The organism is Ectorhizobium quercum (assembly GCF_026552795.1).
In the GTDB taxonomy this organism is placed as follows: Bacteria; Pseudomonadota; Alphaproteobacteria; order Rhizobiales; family Rhizobiaceae; genus Ectorhizobium; species Ectorhizobium quercum.
The window spans coordinates 132287-153645 of record NZ_JANFPI010000003.1 but is presented as its reverse complement, the minus strand read 5'-3'; the positions used below and the strand labels follow the sequence as shown (position 1 = coordinate 153645).

Sequence of the window (21359 nt, the reverse complement as noted above, 5' to 3'; positions counted from 1 at the left end):
CTCTGGAGAGACCGGAATGGTTCGCTACCTCCTGTCCAAGATTGCCGAGGCCATCATTGCGGTGTGGGGTGTCCTGACCATCGTCTTCTTCGTCACGCGTGTGCTGGGCGATCCGGCGACGCTGCTTCTGCCGATCGGCGCGACGGCCGACCAGCTCGATGCCCTGCGCGACCAGCTCGGTCTCAACCGGCCGGTGGTCGAGCAGTACATACATTACCTGACCATGATCGTGCGCGGCGATTTCGGCATGTCCTTCCAGTTCCAGCGTCCGGCGATGGAAGTGGTGCTGGAACGGATGCCGGCGACGCTGGAACTGGCGTTCTCGGCCATCGTGCTGGGCACGATATTCGGGCTGGTCGCGGGAACGGTCGCTGCGCTCAACCGCGGCAGGCTGGCGGAACTGATCGTCATGGTCTTCGCGCTTCTCGGGCAGGCGACGCCGGTGTTCTGGCTGGGCATCATGTTCATCCTGTTCTTCTCGGTCGAGCTTGGATGGCTGCCGACCGGCGGACGGGGCACGCTGGCCCATACCGTCCTGCCGGCCATGACGCTGGCGATCTTCGTCTGCGCCTCGATCGCCCGCCTGCTGCGCTCCAGCCTGCTCGACGTGCTGCGCGAGGACTATGTGCGCACGGCGCGGGCCAAGGGGCTCCTGCCGGGAACGATCTTCGTCTGGCATGTGGCGCGCAACGCGCTCATCCCGGTCGTCACGATGATCGGGATCGTCATGGGCGAGTTGCTGGGCGGGTCCGTCGTCACGGAAACGGTCTTCGCCTGGCCGGGCATCGGGCGCCTCATCATCCAGGCCATCGAGGCCAAGGATTTCCCCGTCATCCAGGCCGGCGTGATGCTGATCGCCTTCATCTTCGTCGCCATCAACCTGCTGATCGACCTCACCTATGGTTTCCTCGATCCGCGTATTCGCGAGCGCCGGTAGGATTTTGGACGTGAAACACTTTCTCTCAAGCGTGCTTCGCTCCCGTGCCGGTCTCGTTGGCTGGATCGTGCTGATCCTGTTCGTCGCGCTGGCGCTGACGGCCCCGTGGCTCGGCCTTCCCGATCCGGTCAGGGGCAGCCTGACGGCGAGGCTGCTGCCGCCGACCTGGAGCGGGCCTTTCAGCCCCGGTCCCCATCCGCTCGGCACCGATCAGCTCGGCCGCGACATTCTCAGCCGGATCATATACGGCTCCCGCGCGACGCTCGCCATCGCCGGAATGGCTGTGATCCTGGGCGGCATCGCCGGCGTCGTCCTCGGCATCGTGGCCGGCTATTTCCGCGGCTTCCTGGATGCGTTGCTGATGCGCCTGGTCGACATCCAGCTGGCGCTGCCGCTGATGCTGCTGGCGCTGCTGGTCGTCGCCTCCTTCGGGCCGTCGATGACCAATCTGGTGATCGTTCTCGCCCTGACGAGCTGGATCCGCTATGCGCGCATCGTGCGCGGCCAGGTCCTGTCGGTCCGGGAGCGGGAATTCGTGCTTTCGACCCAGGCGATCGGCGCGTCGACCGCGCGGATCATGTTCCGCCACATCCTGCCGAACATCCTGACGCCGGCCGTCGTCGTGGCCACGCTGGAACTGGCCCGCATCATCATCATGGATGCGGCGCTGAGCTTTCTGGGCCTCGGCCTGCAACCGCCGGCGCCGAGCTGGGGCCGGATGCTCGCGGACGGACGGACCTATATGTCGACCGCATGGTGGGTCGTCACCTTCCCGGGCCTTGCCATCGTCCTGACGGTTCTGAGCGTCAATCTGGTCGGCGACTGGCTTCGCGATTACTTCGACCCTCGCCAAAGGAACCTGTGATGGGCACGCCTCTGCTGGAAGTCCGCAATCTCAGTGTCGTGTTCGACACGCCGGCCGGCACGGTTCACGCCGTCAACGACGTGTCCTACATGCTGCACGAGGGCGAGACCCTGGGGATCGTCGGTGAAAGCGGCTCCGGCAAGAGCGTTCACGCGCTGGCCATGCTGGGACTGGTGCCCTGTCCGCCCGGACGCGTGGTCGCCGGGCAGGTGCTGTTTCAGGGCCGCGACCTGCTCGCGATGTCCGAGCGCGAGCTGCGCGATATCCGCGGCAGCCGGATCGGCTTCGTGTTCCAGGACCCGATGACGGCGCTCAATCCGGTGTTGACCGTCGAGCGTCAGCTCACGGAACCGTTGATCCGGCATCAGAAACTGTCCCGTTCCGCGGCCCGCAGGCGCGCCGTCGAACTGCTCGCGCTGGTCGGCATTCCCCATCCCGAGGAACGGATCGGCCAGTATCTGTTCCAGTTTTCGGGCGGCATGCGGCAGCGGGTGATGATCGCCATCGGCATCGCCTGCAATCCCCGCCTGCTGATCGCCGACGAGGCCACCACCGCTCTCGACGTCACCGTGCAGGCGCAGGTTCTCGATCTCGTGCGCGATCTCAAGGACAGGTTCGGCACCACGGTCATCTGGATCACCCATGACATGGGCGTGGTCGCCGGCCTCGCGGATACCGTTCAGGTCATGTATGGCGGCCGGATCATGGAGCGCGGCCCGGTTGATGCGATCTTCCACCAGCCGCACAGCGCCTATACCTGGGGCCTGCTGCGTTCGCTTCCGCATGGGCAGGCGCGCAGCCAGCGGCGGCTCTATCAGATCCCCGGGCAGCCGCCCGACCTGCTGGTGCCGCCGAAAGGAGACCCTTTCGCGCCGCGCAACGAGTTTGCGACGCCGCGCTGTTTCGACGAGGTGCCGCTGCTGCGGCCGGTGCCGGGCAGCGTCGAGGGCCATCTGGTGGCGGCATGGTACGATCTTCCGGCGGCCCTGGCCGCCCGCGACGGAGCCGAGGCATGAGCGCTGTTTCCACACCCCTCGTTTCGGTCCGCAATCTCGTCAAGCAATATGACGGCAGGAAGAAGCTGTTCGGCGGCGCAGGTTTCTCCCTGCGGGCGGTCGACGACGTCAGCTTCGACATTGCGCCCGGCGAAACGCTGGGTCTGGTTGGCGAATCCGGCTCGGGCAAGAGCACGACCGGCCGGGTGCTGCTGCAACTGGAGCCGCCGACGTCGGGGGAGGTCCTGTTCAAGGGCGAGACGATCTCCGGTCTGAAATCCTCGCGGATGAAGCGATTCCGCCGCGAGATGCAGATCGTCTTTCAGGACCCCTATTCGGCGCTCGACCCGCGCATGACGGTGGGCGATTTCGTCGCCGAGCCGATCCTCGTCCATGAAAGCCTGTCTTCCGCCGAGCGGCGGGAGCGCGCCGCCGGTCTCTTCCGCCTCGTGGGTCTCGACCCGTCGTTCATGTCGCGCTATCCGCACGAGTTCTCCGGCGGGCAAAGGCAGCGCATCAACATCGCCCGGGCCGTCGCCCTGCGTCCCAGCTTCATCGTTGCTGACGAGCCGATCACCGCGCTCGACGTGTCGATCCAGGCGCAGATCATCAACCTCTTCCAGGATTTGCAGGAGGAGATGGGGCTGGCCTATCTTTTCGTGGCGCACGACCTGTCGATGGTGCGCTACCTGTGCCACCGCGTCGCGGTCATGCTGCGCGGCCGCATCGTCGAGATCGCGCCTGCCGAAGCCTTGTTCGAGGACGCGCGCCATCCCTACACGCAGGCGCTTCTGACCGCCATTCCGGTTCCCGATCCGCGCATCGAGCGGCAACGGCGCCATAGGCCCTTCGACCTGTCGGTTCACGGCCCGAAGCCCGGGCAGGAATTGCGCGAGGTCGGCCCGAACCACTTCGTTCTGTCTTAAGTCCGTCCATCCTCAACCTGAGAGATATGCCATGCTTCATGATACCCGTGCATTCCTACTGGCTGGCATCACCAGCTTCATGTTCGCGACGTCGATGGCGAACGCGCAGAGTGCGGATTCGGTGACGATTGCGCTGCGCGTTGCCGTGAATACGCTCGATCCGCACATGTCGGCCTCGGTCGGCTCGGACCTGAGCGTGATCAGCCACATCTATCCGGCGCTGATCCTGCGCGGCCCCGACCTCAAGCTGCAACCGTCGCTGGCGCAGTCCTGGGAGATGGTTGACGACAACACCTGGCGCTTCAAGCTCACGCCCGGCGCAACCTTCGCGAACGGCGAGAAGCTCGACGCGGCGGCGGTGAAGTGGAACCTCGACCGGGTGCTGGACAAGGATGTCGGCGCCCGTATCGCCGGCTGGTTCTCGCTGGTTTCGGAAGCGGTCGTCGTCGACGACCTGACCCTCGACGTGAAGACCTCCGAGCCCTATCCGGCCTTCGCCGATCAGCTTTCGATGTTCTTCCTGCTGCCGCCGGAATGGACGAAGAGCCACAATCCGGCGACCGAAACCATGTCCGGCGGTCCCTACAAGGTGGCCGAGAACGTGCCCGGCGATCACATCACCCTCGAAGCCAATCCGGACTACTGGGGCGAGGCGGCGGATTTCCGCAGGGTCACGTTCCGCACCATCCCGGAAAGCGGCAGCCGCATCGCCGCGCTGATGGCCGGCGAGATCGATCTGGTGACGGGCGTTCCGACCACCGAGATCGCGCGGATCAACGCCTCGGGCGAAGCCAGCGCAGATTCGATCGATTCCATCCGCATGATGCTGGCCAAGATCAACCATCAGAAGACGCCGATGGAAAATCGCAGCTTCCGTCAGGCGCTGAACTATGCCATCGACAAGGAAGGCATCGTTTCCGCGATCTTCGACGGCAAGGCGACGGTGGCCAATTGCCAGCTCCTTTCCGAGCCCTATGTGGGCTACAATCCGGATTTGAAGCCCTATCCCTACGATCCGGAAAAGGCGCGCGAGCTTCTCGCCGAATCCGGCGTCGACCTGAGCCAGGAGATCGAGATCGAGGTTCCGACGGCGACCTACCTGCAAGGCGACGAAGTCACCCAGATCATCGCATCGCAATTGCAGGAGGTCGGCCTGAAGGTGAAGATCACCGAGATCGAGTTCGGCGCTTTCATGAACAAGCAGTTGCGCGCCCGCGACCTCGCCCAGCTTGCCGTGCAGGGTCTCGCATGGCCGACCATCGATGCCGACGGCATGCTGACGATGTTCGCCCCGGGCAATGTCTACGACTACTGGAACAATGCCGAATTCGGCGCGATTCTGGACAAGGCCCGCGTGACGACCGACAAGGACGCCCGCAACGCGCTCTATGCCGACGCGACCAGGCTGATGTGCGACGAGGCGGCGGCGGTCTTCCTCTATCTGATGCCCGCGACCTATGGCGTGTCGAAGCGCATCGAATGGGCGGCGCGCGGCGACGACTGGGTGAGGGCCTTCGACATGAAGCCGGTCCAGTGAGCCGCTCAGGCTGACGAAAGCCGTTCAGGTCGGGAACGATGTCCCCGGTGCGCCCGCGCACCGGGGATTTTCATATGGGTGGAGCGGCCCGGACAGGGGTGATATGCAAACTTTGTCTGCCCCCATCAGAAGCCATGTTGTGTAAGTCTTTCCACAGACGAACCGGTGGACGGCGGCCGCGCGCCGCAGGGCCATCCGGCTTTCCTTGTGTCCCTGGGGAGCGGCATGGATCTGCAAAAGATCAAAACACTTCTTGACTTTGTCGGGAGTTCGAATGTGTCGGAACTGACGGTCAGCCAGGATGGCACGACCGTCATCATTCGCAACGCGCCGTCCGGTGGACCGGCCGCCGCATCGCCGCTGGCGGTCGCGGACATCGCTGCTGCCGAAGCCGACGCACCCGAAGACGCCGACGCGCATCGCAAGCTGGTCCGCTCGCCCGTTTCGGGCATCGCTCATCAGTCGAACAGTCCCGGCGCCCAACCGCTCGTGAAGCCGGGAGATGCCGTCGAGGCGGGGCAGGGGCTTTGCATCGTCGAGGCGATGAAGGTTTTCACCACGGTTCCCGCGCCCTTTGCGGGCGTCGTCCGGCAGGTCCTCTTTCAGGACGGCCAGGAGGTCGATGCCGGCCAGCCTCTCGTGGAGCTTGGGTGATGACCGGACCGTCCTTCCCGGCCGAGCAGACCGGACGCCGCTTCGGTTCCGTGCTGATCGCCAATCGCGGCGAGATCGCCCTGCGCGTGCGGCGCGCCTGTCTCGAACTCGGCCTGCGGCCGATCCTGATCGCTTCCGAGGCGGACGGCGCTGAGCAGCCGGCGCCCGCCGATGGCGGTCCGTTGTGTATCGGCCCGTCGGCCCCGGGCAGGAGCTATCTCAATCAGGCGGCGATCCTCCTCGCCGCGCGGGTGACGGGTGCCGAGGCCGTGCATCCGGGCTACGGCTTTCTCTCCGAGAACGCCGATTTCGCCGAGGCCGTGGAAAAGGCCGGTCTGGTCTTCGTGGGACCGCCGGCCGGGGCTATCCGCATCATGGGTGACAAGATCGCCGCCAAGCGGGCGATGATGGCGGCCGGCGTGCCCTGCGTGCCGGGTCCGGGCGAGCCTCTGCCGGACGACATGGATGCCGTGCGGGCCATCGCCGAGGGCATCGGTTATCCGGTCATCGTCAAGGCGGCCGGCGGCGGCGGCGGTCGCGGCATGCGGGTCGTGCGCGGCGGCGGCGAGATCGCCGATGCCGTCGCGATCACCCGCGAGGAAGCGCGCCGTGCCTTCGGCAAGCCGGAACTCTACATGGAAAAGTTCCTGGAACGGCCCCGTCATGTGGAGTTTCAGGTCCTGTGCGATATGCACGGCAATGCCGTGTGGGTCGGCCATCGCGACTGTTCGGTGCAGCGCCGTCACCAGAAGGTGGTGGAGGAAGCACCCGCGCCCGGCATCGCCCCGGCGCTCGCGGAGGCGATCGGCGAACGGTGTGCCGAAGCCTGTCGCCAGATCGGCTATCGCGGCGTCGGCACCTTCGAGTTCCTGTATGAGAACGGCGAATTCTTCTTCATCGAAATGAACACGCGCCTTCAGGTCGAGCACCCGGTGACGGAGATGACGGCAGGCGTCGATCTGGTCCATGAGCAGTTGCGCGCGGCGCAGGGCGAGCCTCTCGATGCCGCCCGCTTTGGCGGCGTGGCCGCGGGCCATGCCTTCGAATGCCGGATCAATGCCGAGGACCCGGTGTCCTTCGCCGCGTCGCCCGGCCGCATCGCCCGGGCGCGTTTCCCGGCCGGTCCTGGCATTCGTGTCGACACGCATGTTGCCGACGGCTACCGGGTCTCGCCCTATTACGATTCCCTGATCGCCAAGCTGATCGTCCATGCGCCGACGCGGGACGAGGCCATCCGGCGCATGCGGGTGGCGCTGTCCGAAACGCGGATCGAGGGGATCTCCACCAACATTCCCCTGCATGAGCGGATTTTCGCCGATCCCGACTTCGGTGCGGGAAGCGTCGATATCCACCATCTGGAAAAGCGGCTGAAGGAGGTGGACCATGCCGAGGCGTGACCGCTCGAAGGACAGGAACACCATCGGCGACCTGACCGATCCCGCCGTCGTTTCCCTGCTGAGTGGATGGCTCGAAACGTCCGGCGCGCGCGAGCTTGAAATCATCGCCGCCGACGGGCAGACGCTGAAAATCGTTCTCGAAGGCGTGGTCGCTGCGACGGCCGGGGGCCGAGCGGGCGTTTCGCAGGCCGCCGAGCCGGCATCCCGGGCGGCGGGCAGCGTGAAGGCGCCCGCGGCAGGCCGGTTCAGGGATGTGCATCCGGGCGCCGTCGATGCGGCGCCGCCGCGCAAGGGGCAACGGCTCGGCCGGGGCGCGGTCGTCGGCTTCATCGAGATCGGGCCGGTGCTTCTGCCGGTCGTCGCCGGCGAGGACGCCGTCGCCGGGGACCTGCACGTCCGGGCCGGCGATCTGGTCGGTTATGGCGAGACCATCCTGACTATGGAGCAAGCCAGATGAGCGTATTGAAAACAGCCGTCTTTCCGTCGCCGGCATCGGTTGTGCCGAATGCGGACGAACGTGCCATGATTTCCTTCATCGGCGCACGGGCCTTCCTGCTGGAAGCGCCGGGCCTGTTCGATCTGCCGAACCAGCGGCGCATATGGGCGCTTTCCCGCCTGCTGGCGCTGCGCGAGGATGTCGCCGAAGTCGTGCCGGGCATGACCAACCTGCTGGTGATCCTCAAGGAAACGCCGGATGCGCCGGATGCCGTCGTCGCCGGTCTTCAGGATGAATGGAGGCGCGCGCGGGGCATCGATCTGGCCGGTCGGGAAATCGAGATCGCCGTCACCTATGGCGGCGAGCATGCCACGGATCTCGCCGCGCTCTGCGACCTGAGCGGCCTCAGCGACCGGGAGGTGGTGCGCATCCACCATGAAGGCACCTACCGCGTGTTCGCATTGGGAAGCGCGCCCGGCTTCGGCTATCTGCACGGGCTCGATCCGCGCATCCACATGCCGCGCAAGACCGTTCCCTCCCTCAACATGGCGCGCGGATGCGTCACCATCGGCGGCATGCAGACGGGCGTGGCCGTGCTGACCGGGCCGAACGGATGGAACTCCATCGGCTTCGCCGATCTCACGATGTTCGATCCCGCCGCCGCTTCCCCTGCCGTCATGGCGCCGGGCGACATCGTGCGTTTCCGCCCCGAAAGGATCGAGCTGTGATCGAGATCGTCGAAACCGGCCCGCTCAACACGGTTCAGGATCTGGGGCGGCCCGGCTATCGCAATATCGGGGTGACGGCGAGCGGCGCGATGGACCCGCTGGCGCTGACCGTCGGCAATCTGCTGGCTGGGAACGAGCCGGGGATGGCCGGTCTGGAAATCCAGACCTTCCCGTTCCGCGTCCGCTTCACGGCGCCGGGTGTCTTCGCGCTGACGGGCGCGGATTGCCGGGCACGGCTCGACGGCGTCGACGTGGCTCCCTGGTGGGCGGTTGCGGTCGCGGCCGGGCAGGTGCTGGAATTGTCGCCGCCGCTGAAGGAGGCCAGGGCCTATCTGTGCCCGGCCGGCGGCGTCGATGTCGCGCCGGTCATGGGCTCGCGCAGCACCTCGCTTCGCGGCGGCTTCGGCGGGGTCGACGGGCGGTTCCTGGCAGCGGGCGACAGGATCGACGCCGGCGCGTCCGCCGGCTGTTTCGTGCCCGAAGGCGGCATCGGCGTCGTGCCGCCGGCCATCTCCCTGAAAGAAGCCTTTCCGGTCGCCGGGGACGGGGCCCTGCTCATTCGCGCCCTGCCGGCCGGTGAGCACGATCTCTTCGGCGCGGATGCGGACCGTTTCTGGAACCAGCCGTGGAAGATCTCGTCGCGCAGCGACCGCACGGGCTATCGCCTGAGCGGCGATCCGATCCGCCCGGTGGCGCCGGTCGAAATGCGCTCGCACGGGGTCGTGCCCGGCGTGATCCAGGTGCCGCCGGCCGGCGAGCCGATCGTCCAGATGAGCGACGCCAATACCGCCGGGGGCTATCCGAAGATCGCCGGCGTCGTGGAGGCGGATCTCTGGCGCCTGGGGCAGGCGCGCATCGGTTCGATGCTGCGGTTCACGCCGGTGACGCATGCCGAGGCCCGGGCCGCCGAACGAGCCGTCGCCGGCTATGTCGCGGATGTGCGCGAAACCCTGCGTCTGGTCCGCCAGTCGCTCGTCGCGATGCAATGACCTGAGATTTCAGGGGAAGGAGAAGCGTCATGAAAGTCGACCTGAATTCCGACATGGGCGAGGGCTTCGGCCCCTACCGGCTCTGCGACGACGAGGCGATGATGGATGTCGTCTCTTCGGCCAACATCGCCTGCGGCTTCCATGCCGGCGACGCCGATACGATGGCGCGCATGGTGCGTCTGGCCCGCGACCGCGGCGTGGACATCGGGGCGCATCCCGGCCTGCCGGACCGGCAGGGCTTTGGGCGCCGCGAACTGCCGTTCGGCGCCGACGAGCTGCGCCAGCAGATGCTCTACCAGCTCGGCGCGCTGACGGCGATTGCCCGGGCGGAGGGCGTGCGGGTCTCGCATGTGAGCTTCCACGCGGCGATGGGTAACATGGTCAATCGCGATGCGGCGCTCGCCGCCTCGATGATGGCGGCGATCAGGACGATCGATCCGGAACTGATCGTGTTCGGCACGGCCGGCAGCATCATCGAGGCCGAGGCGCAGGCGGCGGGGCTGAAGACGCTGACGCTGTTCCTCGCCGACCGCGCCTATCGGGCCGATGGCACGCTTGTCCCGCGTGGCCAGCCGGGCGCGCTCGTCAAGGACGAGGCATCCGTGCGCGCCCGTGTCCGCCGGTTCCTCGTCGAAGGCACCGTCGCCGCCATCGACGGTGCGATCATTCCGATGCGGGCGCGGTCCATTCTGGTCCATAGCGACACGCCCGGCTCGCTCGACCTTGCGCGCCTCGTCCGCAGCGAGATCGAGGCGGCCGGCGGCGAGGTCGCGCCCGTCTCCCGCATCCTGCGATGAGCTTCGCGCCCGCATCCGTATGTCCAACCCCGTTCAACCGAGATCAACGCTCATGCCCGCCATTGCCGACCGTCTGAAAAACGTTTCCATCTCCGCTTCCGCTGCCATGACGCAACGTGCCCGCGATCTTGCGGCCAAGGGCGTCAAGGTCATCAGCCTGTCGTCCGGCGAACCCGATTTCCCCACACCTGCCAACGCCATCGAGGCGGCCCATGCGGCGGCGCTTGCCGGCGACACCAAATATCCGCCGCTGGACGGAACGATGGCGCTTCGCGAGGCCATCGCCCGCAAGTTCAGGCGCGACAACAATCTGGATTACCAGCCGGAGCAGATCGTCGTGGCCGGCGGCGGCAAGCAGATCATCTTCGACGCCGTGCTCGCCACCTGCAATCCGGGCGACGAGGTGGTCATTCCGTCGCCGTCCTGGATCAGCTATGCGGATATCGTCAGGTTTGCCGGCGCCGTTCCCGTTGCCGTCGATTGCCCGCAACAGAACGGCTTCAAGCTGCGCGCCGAGGATCTCGACGCGGCCATCACGCCGAAGACCAAGTGGCTGTTCCTGAACTTTCCGAACAATCCGACCGGCGCCGCCTGCTCGCGCGACGAGATGAAGGCCATCGCCGAGGTGATGCTGCGCCATCCGCATGTCTGGATCATGACCGACGACATGTACGAGCACCTGATCTATGACGACTTCGCATTCTGCACCATCGCCGAGGTCGAGCCGCGCCTTTACGACCGTGTGCTGACCGTCAACGGCGCGTCCAAGGCCTATGCGATGACCGGCTGGCGTCTCGGCTTCTGCGGCGGTCCGAAGGACCTGATCAAGGCCGTCAGCAACGTTAACGGCCAGAACAGCGGCGGCACCTCGACGATCACGCAGGCCGCCGTCGCCGCCGTGCTCGACGGGCCGCAGGATCTCCTGAAGGAGCGGGCGGCGATCTACCGGGAGCGCCGCGATTTCGTGGTGGCCCGGCTCGGCGAGATCGAGGGAATCCGCTGCCACAAGCCGGAGGGCGCGTTCTACGTTTTCCCGAACATCGCGGAACTGATCGGCAGGACCAGCAAGGGCGGCCGCAGGATCGAGACGGATACGGATTTCGTGCTGGCCCTGCTCGACGAGCATCACGTCACCACCGTGCAGGGCGCGGCCTATGGCATGAGCCCGTTCTTCCGCATTTCCTACGCCACCAGCCTCGACCGGCTCGACGAAGCCTGCGCGCGCATCGCGCAGTTCTGCAACGACCTGCACTGAAACCTGCCGGCGCTTACGCCTTGAGGCGGGCGGTGAGTTCCATGAGAATGGATTTCACCGCAAGTGCCGGTTCCGACAGCTCGCTCTGGTCGGAAACGCACAATGAAAGCGTTTCCTCGATCTTGGGCGTGATCGGACGGGCGACGAGAGGCTCGCCCGATTCGGCCAGAAGGCGCTCGGTGATCGCCTTCGGCATGATCGTCGCGCCCATGCCGTCGCTGACGACGCGGGCCAACGTGCGGACAATCTCCACTTCCGCCACGACGTTCAGAGACACGCGCGCCCTTGTGAACGCCAGATCGACGGCCCGGCGCACGAAATTGTAGGGTGGCGGCAGAAGCAGGGGCATGTCCTCCATCGCGGCGATGGGCAGCGGCTGGCTGCCCGGCTCGATGCCGAACCTGCTGTGCGCCACGAGATAGAAGTCCTCGACGAAGAGCGGTTCGAAGCGGACGCCCTTGATCGGGCCGGAACCGTGGATGAGCGCCATTTCCAGCCGGCCGTTCATGATCATCTGGCTGTAGGTCTGCCCGACGCTTTCCGTAAGGTGCAGCAGGATGCCCGGATGCCGCTTGCGGGTCTCGATCAGCAGATCGGCGGACAGGGTTGCCGCACTGCTGAACGGCACGAGGCCCACCGACACCCGGCCGACCAGCGAGGCCCCGGCCGCCTTCACATCGGCCTGCGCCAGGTCCATCTGCCTCAGGATGATCTGGGCGTGGCGGTAGACCGCGCGCCCGGCCTCGGTCATCGACACGCCCTGCTGGCTGCGGATGAGCAATTTCTGCTGGAAGTGATCCTCAAGGGTGGCGAGCTGCTGGCTGAGGGCGGGCTGGGCGATGTGAAGCACGTCGGCGGCGCGGGTGATGCTGCCCGTATCCACGATGACGATGAACGATCTGAGACGCCTGATATCCATGTGGGCCCGCCCTTGCTGTTTGGTCGAATGTGACAAGGCGAAGGCCGGTTTGCAACGATCCCGATGCGCAGCGGCGGCGCATGCAGCCTGTTCCGCGCCTGGGCGCGACTCTGGAATCATACTCCAATTACCTGTTATCGCTTGGTAAATTTAGGCAAAAAAGCTCCATAAGGCTTCCTTATCCATCCAGATTCAATCCGTCTTAGGCAGAAGCGGAAAGCTTCGCTAAGCTGCCTGTCAACGATAAGGGGATAGGTGAGAATGTCTTTTTCCGATTATAAAACGGCTCTTGTGACCGGTGCATCCGGGGGCATCGGCGCTGCGATCGTGGAGCGGTTTCGCCGCGAGAACATCGAGGTGCATGCCGTCGCCCGCAGCGCCAGCGCGCTGGAAGAGCTTGCGGCACGGACAGGCTGCATTCCCCACGTCATCGACGTCACCGACCGCGACGCCCTGGCGGCGCTGGCCGGCCGGGTCGAGTTCGACATTCTGGTCAACAATGCCGGCGTCGACCGCCCGAAGAAATTCCTCGAGGCCGAGGACGGCGATATCGATCTTCTCGTGGACGTCAACCTGCGGGCGGTGCTGCATCTCTGCCGGCTGATCGTGCCCGGCATGGCGGCGCGCGACCGCGGCCATGTCGTCAACATCTCCTCGATCGCGGGTCTCTACAATTTCGGCGGCAATTCCACCTACCACGCCACCAAGGCCGCCGTCAGCATGCTGTCCAACCAGTTGCGCATCGACACGTTCGGCAAGCGCGTGCGGGTGACGGAGATCTGCCCGGGCCGCGTGGCGACCGACATTTTCAACCATGTCCACGGCGACGATCCCTCGATCCGCGAGCGCTTCATCGACGGTTTCGAACTGCCGCAGGCCGCAGACATCGCGGAAGCCATCGCCTTCGCCATCGCCGCGCCGGTCGCCGTCAATATCGGCCATATGGAGATCACGCCGACTCTTCAGGTGATGGGCGGTCTCCAGACGGCGCGGCCGCAGCCCGGCGGCTTGGGGGAGGGGCGGTCGTGAAAGGTTTCGATCTCGGCGCCATTCTCGGCAATCCTGAATATGTGGGCATGCTGCTGCATGGCATCGAGATGACCTTCATCATCGCCATCGGCTCCTGGCTGCTGGCGATGAGCCTCGCCATCGTGCTGCTGGCAATCCGCTTCTCGCCGGGGCGCATCGGCAATGCCGTCGTCGCGGCCTACGTGTCCTATCACCGCAACGTGCCGACGCTGGTGCAACTCATGCTCTGGTATTTCGGCATCTACACGATCCTGCCGGACGCCGTTTCCGCCTGGCTGTCGATGCATTCCGCCGAGATGATGTTCGCGGTCATCGGTCTCGGGCTCTGTCAGGCGGCCTATTTCAGCGAGGACCTGCGCTCCGGCCTGCGTTCGGTCAGCCCCGGCCAGATGGAGGCCGCGCGGGCGCTCGGCCACGGCTACATTTCCGCCATGCGTTTCGTGCTGGTGCCGCAGGGCGTGCGCAATGCCTTGCCGGCCCTGATCAACCACAGCGTTTCGCTCTTCAAGAACAGCAGCCTTGCCATCGTGATCGGCGCTCCGGAACTCAGCCATGCGGTCAAGGAGATCGAGAACCTGAGCTTCCGGACCTTCGAGATCTACCTCGTGGGCACGGTGCTCTACCTGTTTTTCTCACTGATCATCATGGGCTTCGGCGCCTATCTGACCTGGCGCGCCGATCCGGCGCATGGAGGCCGGTGATGATCTTCGACATGATTTCCATCATCGACGAATACTGGCTTCTGCTGCTCATCGGTCAATATCCGAACGGCCCGCTAGGCGGTCTCGTCAACACGCTGATCCTGTCCGCGCTCGCCATCGTGCTGGCTTTTCCCTTCTCCATCCTGCTTGCCTTCGCCCGCCTGTCCAAGTTCCGGCTGGTGCGCTGGCCGGCGACGGTGCTCGTCTATGTGACGCGCGGCGTGCCGCTGCTGATGCTGGTGCTGTGGTGCTACTTCCTCGTGCCGCTGCTCACCGGTGCCGACGTGCCGAGCTTCTTCACCATGCTGATAACGCTGGTGATCTATCAGGGCGCCTTTCTCAGCGAGGTCGTCCGGGGAGGCATCGTCGCCCTCGGCCAGGGCCAGATGGATGCGGCCCGCGCCCTCGGCCACGGCTATTTCGGGGCCATGCGCTTCGTCATTCTGCCGCAGGCGCTCTACAACATGATCCCCAGCATGCTCTCGACCTTCGTGGCGACGATCAAGGACACGACGCTGGGCTACGTCATCAACGTGCCGGATCTCACCTTCGCGGCGAACCAGGTCAACAACATGCTCCTGACGCAGCCGTTCCAGGTCTTCCTGATTCTGGCGATGACCTACTACGTGCTGTGCTGGTCGCTCACCTGGCTGACCAATTTCGTGGAGCGGCGCATCACCCGTCGCCGGGCCGGGCTCGGTCCGCGCCGCAATGCCGCCCCTCTTCCTCTCACTTCCAATGCGACGGAGCAGCCATGACCGCCTCGAACGAAACATCCGGGACCGAGCAGGCGATCCGGCTTTCGAATGTCTGCAAGAGCTATGGCGACTATCCGGTTCTCAAGGGAATCGACGCATCGGTCGCCCGCGGCGAGGTGGTGGTCATCTGCGGCCCGTCCGGTTCGGGAAAGTCGACGCTGATCCGCACCGTCAACCGGCTGGAGGAGATCAACAGCGGCTCGATCTTCTTCGAGGGGCAGGACATTCACGCGCCGATGGGCGGGCGGGCGCTCAACCGCCTGCGCAGCCGTATCGGTTTCGTCTTCCAGAACTTCAACCTGTTTCCGCATCTGTCGGCGGTCGATAACGTCGCGATGTCGCCCGTGCGCGTCAAGGGGGTGAACCCGGCCGAGGCGCACGACAAGGCGCTGAAGCTTCTCGACCGCGTCGGCCTTGCGGAGAAGGCCTTTTCCTATCCGGGCCAGCTCTCGGGCGGCCAGCAGCAGCGCGTGGCGATCGCCCGGGCGCTGGCGATGGAGCCGCCGGTCATGCTGTTCGACGAGCCGACGAGCGCGCTCGACCCGGAGATGGTGGGCGAGGTGCTGAACGTCATGAAGTCGCTCGCCGCCGACGGCATGACCATGATGTGCGTGACCCATGAAATGGGCTTCGCCCGCGATGTCGCCGACCGCATCTGGTTCATCGATGCCGGCGAGATCATCGAGGAGGCGACCCCGGAGGACTTCTTCCGCAATCCGAAACATCCCCGTGCGCAGCGGTTCCTGGCGGACCTGCGTCACTGATCGTCATCAACATGCAGCCAATCAACCAGAACGAAGGAGAACAGTCATGAAGTGCAAACATATCATTCTCGGTGCCATGCTGGCAGGAGCAGCGCTGTCCACCCAGGCGAAAGCCGATGTCCTCGACACCATCATGGCGAACAAGGTGCTGCGTTGCGCAACTTTCGCCGACGTGCCGCCGTTTGCCGCGCCCGATCCGAAGACCCGCGAGATGGTCGGCTTCGACGTCGATCTGTGCGGCGCCATCGCCAAGGAACTGGGCGTCAGGGTGGAAATCAAGCCGGTGTCGGTCGAAGCCCGCGTTCCGGAAGTCAAGCTCGGCCGGGTGGACATCACCGTCGCCAACCTCGCCTACACCCAGGGCCGCGCCGAACAGATCGAGTTCAGCGATCCTTATTATCTCGCCAAGGAAATGCTGATCGTACCCGCCGACGATGCCGGCCAGACCAAGGCCGATTATGTCGGCCAGCGCGTGGCCTCCACCAAGGGCTCGACCTCCGAAATGTCGATCAAGCTCAACAAGTCCGAACCGCTGACCTTCCAGGATACGGCGTCGGCCTATCTCGCCGTGCAGCAGGGCAAGGCCCGCGGCATGGTCGCCAACACGATGACGACCACCAAGCTGGTCAACGAATCGAAGACCAAGGGCAAGGAGATGCGCATGATCCCCGAACCCATGCTCTACCAGCCGATCGGCGTCGGCATGGCGAAGGACGAGCCGGCGCTGACGACGAAAGTGAACGAGATCCTACGCAAGCTCGATACGTCGGGCGAACTGAACCAGATCTGGGACAAGTGGCTCGGCGAGGACACCGAATACAAGATGACCCGCACCGACAAGGTCGTGTCGCTGTCCGAACTGGAATTCGATCCGATTCCCTGACCGGAAACGAACGTCCTTTTCGAAATCATCAGGCAAACGGTCGGCGGGCACAGTGCCCGCCGCAGACGACCGTGGGAGGAAACATGACCCATATCAAGAAAATGCCGTTCCGGCCGTCGCAGGCCGAGATCGATGCGCTGGCCCGCTTCTCGCCGGCCACGATCCACGAGGCGCAGGGCCGCAGAGGTGCCCTGTCGTCGCGCATCAAGCCGGTCGACTATCGCATGAAACTGTGCGGGCCGGCCTTCACGGTGCGCTGTGCGCCGCGCGACAACATCATGTTGCAGCTTGCCATCAATTATGCCCAGCCGGGCGACATCATCGTCGTCTCGGCCGGCGAATACGAGGAAGCCGGCTCCTTCGGCGACGTTCTCGCCAATGCCTGCCTCGCCAAGGGTATCGGCGGGCTGGTGACGGACAGCGGCGTGCGCGACTCGCTGCAATTGCGCGAACTCGGCTTCCCGGTCTTCTCGCTCAGCCTCTGCATCAAGGGCACGGTGAAGGAAACGCTGACCTCGACCAACGATTCCATCGTGGTCGGCGGCGAACTGATCCATCCCGGCGACATCGTGGTCGGCGATGCCGACGGACTGGTCGTCGTTCGCCGCGAGGAGGCGCTGGAGGTGGCCCGCCTGTCCCAGGAGCGCGAGGATGCCGAGGCCGGCTATATTGCGGCCTACAAGGCCGGCAAGTCGGTCGTCGAGGTCAGCAAGCTCGAAGCCGTGCTGAAGGCCAAGGGGCTGGTCGTCGAGGAATGAGAAATCATCTGGCGTCGCGCGAATGCGACGAAACGAAGAGATGGGGTGGCTGCCCGGTTCCGACCGGATATGAGCCGCTCTATCGGCTGCTGGCGCGACGCAAGAGGCGCGGCTCCAGCGTAACGCTGGCGGCCGGCCGCTTTCCGTCGAGCAGATCGAGAACGAGCGCGCCTGCATGCTCGCCGATCTCGCGGGCACGGGCATCGATGGTTGTCAGCGACGGCACGCAGATTCCGGCGATCTCGTAATTGCCGAAACCGGCGATGGCGATCTGCTCCGGCACGGCGATGCCGCGCCGCTGGCATTCCGTCAGGGCGCCGAAGGCGGAAAGGTCGGAGACGCAGATCACCGCTTCGGTGTCCGGCCGCGTTTCCAGAAGCTTGATCATGGCGCTCGCGCCTTCGCGCATGGAAATGGGCGGCGGGCCGGCCGCGATCAGGCGGGAGGAAGCCAGCCCGTGGTGTTCCATCGCCCGGATGAAGCCGAGGCGGCGGTCCTCGCCGCGCGTGTCGCGGCTGGCGTCTCCGCCGATGAAGGCGATGCGGCGATAGCCGGCCTCGACGAAATGATCGACCATGCGCTGCACGGCGCCGGCATTCGAAAAGCCGACATGATAGCCGATGGGGTCGGCCGGAACGTCCCAGGTCTCGATCACCGGAATGCCGGAATTGACGAGCAGTCGGCGGCCGCGTTCGGTGTGCTTGCCACCGGTCAGCACGATGGCCTGCGGTTTGCGCCGCAGCAATTGCCCGATGAGCTGTTCTTCCGCCTGCATGTCGTAATTCGTGTGGCCGAGAAGGATCTGCATGCCGCGCTCCGCGAGCGTGCGGCTCAGCCCCTCGACTGTGTCGGCGAAGTTGGCGTTGTTGAGCGAGGGGATCGTGACCGCGACGAAATCCGTTTTCTGCGAGCGCAGGTTCGATGCCGTCGCGTCGAAGACGTAGCCCATCTCCTCCGCCACCTTCAGGATCGCATCGCGGGTTTCGGGGCTGATGCGGCTGTCGCGCCGGAAGGCGCGCGAAACCGTCATGGACGAGACGCCGGCGATGCGGGCTATGTCCGCCATGACCGGCGGTTTTCGGCTCGTCATGGAACACGCCTCCGGGATTGTCGACGCTTGGCATTACAATCCGCGCGCCGGGTTTGGCAAGCAGGCGCGCCCCTCCGACGCTGCCGGATTCACAGGCTGGCCGTGATCCCGCCGTCGACGTAGAGAACGTGCCCGTTCACGAAGGAGGATGCCGCGGAGGACAGGAAGATGCAGGCGCCGACCAGTTCCTCCACCTTGCCCCAGCGACCGGCCGGCGTGCGCTTTTCGAGCCAGGCGGAAAAGGCGGGATCGTCGACCAGCGCGGCATTGAGCGGCGTATCGAAGTAGCCGGGGGCGATGGCGTTGCACTGTAGCCCGTATTTCGCCCAGTCCGTCGCCATGCCCTTCGTCAGGTTGCCGACGGCCCCCTTCGTCGCCGTGTAGGGCGCGATGCCGGGGCGGGCGAGCGCCGTCTGCACGCTGGCGATGTTGATGATCTTGCCCGCACCGCGCGCGATCATGTGGCGGGCCACCGCCTGCCCGGCGTTGAACACCGAGGAGATGTTGGTGCGCAGGAGCCGTTCGAACGCGTCGGCGGGAAAATCCTCGAGCGGCGTGCGGTGCTGCATGCCGGCATTGTTGACGAGAATGTCGATGGGGCCGACCTCGGCCTCGAAACCGTCGATGGCGGCGCGGGTGGCGGCATGATCGGTCACGTCGAAGGCCAGCACATGCACGTCGCCCAGCGCGTCCGCAGCCTTGCGGAGTTTCGTCTCGTCGCGCCCGTTGAGGACGACGGCGGCGCCGGCTTCCTTCAGGCCGCGCGCCAATGCCCGGCCGATGCCCTGCGACGAACCGGTGACGAGCGCGCGCCGGCCGGTCAGATCGAATAATTGGGTACCCATAGTTCTCTCGTCTTGCTCTCGACAGGAAAAGTCGCGTCTTTTATGTTATCGATAACATATAATGTCAAGGACGGAGACTTAGAGTTGAAAAAGCCGGATATTCTTCAGATCGGCCCCTATCCCGCCTGGGATCAGGAACCCCTCGACGAGGCCTTCGCCGTGCACCGGTATTTCGAGGTTGAGAACAAGACGGCCTTTCTGAAGCAGGTCGGCTCATCGATCCGCGGCATCGCCACGCGCGGGGAACTGGGTGCGAGCCGCGAAATGATTACGGCCTGCCCCAATCTCGAAATCGTCTCCGTCTACGGGGTCGGCTACGATGCGGTGGATCTCGACGCCTGCCGGGAGCGCAGCATCCGCGTGACCAACACCCCAGACGTCCTGACCGGCGACGTCGCCGATCTCGGCGTGGCGATGATGCTGTGCCAGTCGCGTGGCATGGTCGGGGCCGAACGCTGGGTGAGGGACGGAAGCTGGGCGGAAAAGGGTCTTTATCCGCTGAAGCGCCGCGTCTGGGGCCGCAGGGCCGGCGTGCTCGGTCTCGGCCGCATCGGTTTCGAAGTGGCGAAGCGCCTGCGCGGCTTCGATATGGATATCGCCTACAGCGACGTGGTGGAAAAGCCCTATGCTGAAGGCATGACTTTCATTGCCGATCCCGTTGCGCTCGCCGAACGGTCCGATTTCCTGTTCGTCACGTTGGCCGCGTCGGCCGTTACGCGTCACGTTGTCTCGAAGGAGGTGATCGCCGCGCTCGGGCCGGAGGGCATGCTCATCAACATTTCCCGCGCTTCGAACATCGATGAGGACGCGCTTGTCGATGCGCTGGAAAGCGGTGCGCTGGGGTCTGCCGCGCTCGACGTGTTCGAAGGCGAGCCGAAGCTCGATCCCCGCTTCCTGACGCTGGAAAACGTCCTGCTTCAGCCGCACCACGCTTCCGGCACGGTGGAAACGCGCAAGGCGATGGGCCGGCTCGTTCGCGACAATCTGACCGCCCATTTCGCCGGGTCGGCCCTTCCGACGTCCGTATTGTGAGGAGATGAGACCATGAAAGCCGTCGTCATTCATGCCGCGAAGGATCTTCGCATCGAGGAGCGGGACGTCGAGCCGCCCGGTCTCGGACAGGTCGAGGTCGCCATCGAGGCGGGCGGGATCTGCGGGTCCGACCTGCATTATTACAATCATGGCGGTTTCGGCACGGTGCGCTTGCGCGAGCCGATGATCCTCGGTCACGAGGTGGCGGGCAGGGTCGCGGCGCTCGGCGCCGGCGTTTCGCATCTGGCCGTGGGCGACCGCGTGGCGGTGTCGCCGAGCCGCCCGTGCAATGCCTGCGACTATTGCCTGAGGGGCGAGCAGAATCATTGCCTGAACATGCGCTTCTACGGCAGCGCCATGCCCATGCCCCACATCCAGGGAGCGTTCCGCCAGCGTCTCGTCGCGGAGGAATGGCAGTGCCACAGGGTGGAGACGGGCGTGTCGATCCATGAGGCGGCGATGGCCGAACCCTTCGCGGTGACGCTGCATGCGGTGGCGCGAGCCGGCTCCCTGCTCGGCAAGCGGGTGCTGGTCAGCGGTTGCGGCCCGATCGGCGCGCTTGCGATCATCGCCGCCCGTGCCGCCGGTGCGCGCGAGATCGTCGCGACCGATGTGATGGGCGCCGTGCTGGAAAAGGCCCTTGCCGTCGGCGCCGACCGCGTTATCGACGTCGCCGCCAACCCGGAGCAGCTCGCAGCCTATTCCGCGGGCAAGGGCTATTTCGACGTTCAGTTCGAAGCCTCCGGCAACGAGCGCGCCGTGCGTTCCGGCCTCGAGGTTCTGCGTCCGCGATCCGTTCTCGTGCAGCTCGGGCTCGGCGGCGACGTCGCGATCCCGCAGAACATGGTGGTTGCGAAGGAAATCGAGATGAAGGGCACGTTCCGCTTCCACGAGGAATTCGGGCTGGCCGTCGATCTCATCAATCGCGGTCGGGTCGACCTGACGCCGCTGCTGACCGGCGTGTTTCCGCTGGAGGACGCGGTGGCCGCCTTCGAGGCTGCCGGCGACCGCAACCGCTCGATGAAGGTGCAACTCGCCTTCTAGTGTATACTCAGAAGTTGCGC

Annotated in this window: 23 protein-coding genes; 20 read left to right on the top strand and 3 right to left on the bottom strand. The window is 65.5% G+C overall.

Translation table 11 applies throughout. The annotated features are described in order from the left end of the window. Positions 1-16: 16 nt before the first annotated feature. The 12 genes from NOF55_RS09320 (at position 17) to NOF55_RS09265 (ending at position 11516) form a co-directional block, all read left to right on the top strand. Positions 17-937, top strand: coding sequence for an ABC transporter permease (locus tag NOF55_RS09320; RefSeq protein ID WP_306411097.1), 921 nt, complete (start codon positions 17-19; stop codon positions 935-937). A 10-nt stretch (positions 938-947) separates the two neighbouring features. Further along, complete coding sequence (locus NOF55_RS09315; RefSeq protein WP_306411096.1) at positions 948-1802, top strand: ABC transporter permease; 855 nt, start codon at positions 948-950, stop codon at positions 1800-1802. Further along, entirely contained in the window at positions 1802-2818 is a 1017-nt protein-coding gene (locus tag NOF55_RS09310; protein ID WP_306411095.1) for an ABC transporter ATP-binding protein, read from the top strand. Before NOF55_RS09315 ends, NOF55_RS09310 begins: the two co-directional genes overlap by 1 nt. Next, positions 2815-3723: an ABC transporter ATP-binding protein gene (locus tag NOF55_RS09305; RefSeq protein ID WP_306411094.1), complete on the top strand. Its 909-nt coding sequence runs from the start codon at positions 2815-2817 to the stop codon at positions 3721-3723. The genes NOF55_RS09310 and NOF55_RS09305 overlap by 4 nt, the downstream gene beginning before the upstream one ends. A gap of 31 nt (positions 3724-3754) precedes the next feature. Continuing rightward, complete coding sequence (locus NOF55_RS09300; protein ID WP_306411093.1) at positions 3755-5260, top strand: ABC transporter substrate-binding protein; 1506 nt, start codon at positions 3755-3757, stop codon at positions 5258-5260. Between the two features lie 276 nt (positions 5261-5536). Further along, a complete protein-coding gene (locus NOF55_RS09295; protein WP_306411092.1) occupies positions 5537-5914 on the top strand; it encodes an acetyl-CoA carboxylase biotin carboxyl carrier protein in 378 nt (125 codons plus the stop codon). After that, positions 5914-7311, top strand: coding sequence for an acetyl-CoA carboxylase biotin carboxylase subunit (locus NOF55_RS09290; protein WP_306411091.1), 1398 nt, complete (start codon positions 5914-5916; stop codon positions 7309-7311). The genes NOF55_RS09295 and NOF55_RS09290 overlap by 1 nt, the downstream gene beginning before the upstream one ends. Beyond that, positions 7298-7768 carry a hypothetical protein gene (locus tag NOF55_RS09285; RefSeq protein ID WP_306411090.1) on the top strand — a complete coding sequence of 157 codons (471 nt, stop codon included), beginning with the start codon at positions 7298-7300 and terminating at the stop codon, positions 7766-7768. Before NOF55_RS09290 ends, NOF55_RS09285 begins: the two co-directional genes overlap by 14 nt. Next, positions 7765-8475, top strand: coding sequence for a 5-oxoprolinase subunit PxpB (gene pxpB / locus NOF55_RS09280; RefSeq protein ID WP_306411089.1), 711 nt, complete (start codon positions 7765-7767; stop codon positions 8473-8475). The genes NOF55_RS09285 and pxpB overlap by 4 nt, the downstream gene beginning before the upstream one ends. Then, positions 8472-9464 carry a 5-oxoprolinase subunit C family protein gene (locus NOF55_RS09275; protein ID WP_306411088.1) on the top strand — a complete coding sequence of 331 codons (993 nt, stop codon included), beginning with the start codon at positions 8472-8474 and terminating at the stop codon, positions 9462-9464. The genes pxpB and NOF55_RS09275 overlap by 4 nt, the downstream gene beginning before the upstream one ends. 29 nt (positions 9465-9493) lie before the next feature. Beyond that, a complete protein-coding gene (locus NOF55_RS09270; protein ID WP_306411087.1) occupies positions 9494-10261 on the top strand; it encodes a LamB/YcsF family protein in 768 nt (255 codons plus the stop codon). 52 nt (positions 10262-10313) lie between these two features. Next, positions 10314-11516: a pyridoxal phosphate-dependent aminotransferase gene (locus tag NOF55_RS09265; RefSeq protein ID WP_306411086.1), complete on the top strand. Its 1203-nt coding sequence runs from the start codon at positions 10314-10316 to the stop codon at positions 11514-11516. Positions 11517-11529: 13 nt separating this feature from the next. Here NOF55_RS09265 and nac read toward each other — a convergent pair whose 3' ends face one another. Beyond that, on the bottom strand, positions 11530-12435 hold the full coding sequence (gene nac / locus NOF55_RS09260; RefSeq protein ID WP_306411085.1) for a nitrogen assimilation transcriptional regulator NAC: 906 nt from the start codon (positions 12433-12435) through the stop codon (positions 11530-11532). A gap of 261 nt (positions 12436-12696) precedes the next feature. On the opposite strand from nac, the gene NOF55_RS09255 reads away from it, so the two are divergent. From NOF55_RS09255 to NOF55_RS09230, 6 genes are all read left to right on the top strand, one after another. Continuing rightward, positions 12697-13464: an SDR family oxidoreductase gene (locus tag NOF55_RS09255; protein WP_306411084.1), complete on the top strand. Its 768-nt coding sequence runs from the start codon at positions 12697-12699 to the stop codon at positions 13462-13464. Continuing rightward, positions 13461-14165 (top strand): amino acid ABC transporter permease, encoded by a 705-nt coding sequence (locus NOF55_RS09250; protein ID WP_306411083.1) that lies wholly within the window; start codon positions 13461-13463, stop codon positions 14163-14165. The genes NOF55_RS09255 and NOF55_RS09250 overlap by 4 nt, the downstream gene beginning before the upstream one ends. Then, positions 14165-14923, top strand: a complete 759-nt coding sequence (locus tag NOF55_RS09245) for an amino acid ABC transporter permease (RefSeq protein WP_306411082.1) — start codon at positions 14165-14167, stop codon at positions 14921-14923. The genes NOF55_RS09250 and NOF55_RS09245 overlap by 1 nt, the downstream gene beginning before the upstream one ends. Next, positions 14920-15687: an amino acid ABC transporter ATP-binding protein gene (locus NOF55_RS09240; RefSeq protein WP_306411081.1), complete on the top strand. Its 768-nt coding sequence runs from the start codon at positions 14920-14922 to the stop codon at positions 15685-15687. Before NOF55_RS09245 ends, NOF55_RS09240 begins: the two co-directional genes overlap by 4 nt. Positions 15688-15733: 46 nt before the next feature. Beyond that, positions 15734-16570: an ABC transporter substrate-binding protein gene (locus tag NOF55_RS09235; RefSeq protein WP_306411080.1), complete on the top strand. Its 837-nt coding sequence runs from the start codon at positions 15734-15736 to the stop codon at positions 16568-16570. Between the two features lie 83 nt (positions 16571-16653). Beyond that, positions 16654-17328 (top strand): 4-carboxy-4-hydroxy-2-oxoadipate aldolase/oxaloacetate decarboxylase, encoded by a 675-nt coding sequence (locus NOF55_RS09230; protein ID WP_306411079.1) that lies wholly within the window; start codon positions 16654-16656, stop codon positions 17326-17328. A 79-nt stretch (positions 17329-17407) separates the two neighbouring features. Here the strand turns inward: NOF55_RS09230 and NOF55_RS09225 are convergent, their stop codons facing one another. Both NOF55_RS09225 and NOF55_RS09220 read right to left on the bottom strand, forming a co-directional pair. Then, positions 17408-18418 carry a LacI family DNA-binding transcriptional regulator gene (locus NOF55_RS09225; protein WP_306411078.1) on the bottom strand — a complete coding sequence of 337 codons (1011 nt, stop codon included), beginning with the start codon at positions 18416-18418 and terminating at the stop codon, positions 17408-17410. Between the two features lie 89 nt (positions 18419-18507). Continuing rightward, positions 18508-19263: an SDR family oxidoreductase gene (locus NOF55_RS09220; protein ID WP_306411077.1), complete on the bottom strand. Its 756-nt coding sequence runs from the start codon at positions 19261-19263 to the stop codon at positions 18508-18510. 84 nt (positions 19264-19347) lie between these two features. On the opposite strand from NOF55_RS09220, the gene NOF55_RS09215 reads away from it, so the two are divergent. Both NOF55_RS09215 and NOF55_RS09210 read left to right on the top strand, forming a co-directional pair. After that, the gene (locus NOF55_RS09215; RefSeq protein WP_306411076.1) at positions 19348-20295 is read left to right on the top strand and encodes a 2-hydroxyacid dehydrogenase; all 948 of its coding nucleotides are present in this window, start codon (positions 19348-19350) and stop codon (positions 20293-20295) included. A 12-nt stretch (positions 20296-20307) separates the two neighbouring features. Further along, positions 20308-21339 carry an L-idonate 5-dehydrogenase gene (locus NOF55_RS09210; RefSeq protein WP_306411075.1) on the top strand — a complete coding sequence of 344 codons (1032 nt, stop codon included), beginning with the start codon at positions 20308-20310 and terminating at the stop codon, positions 21337-21339. Positions 21340-21359: the final 20 nt, after the last annotated feature.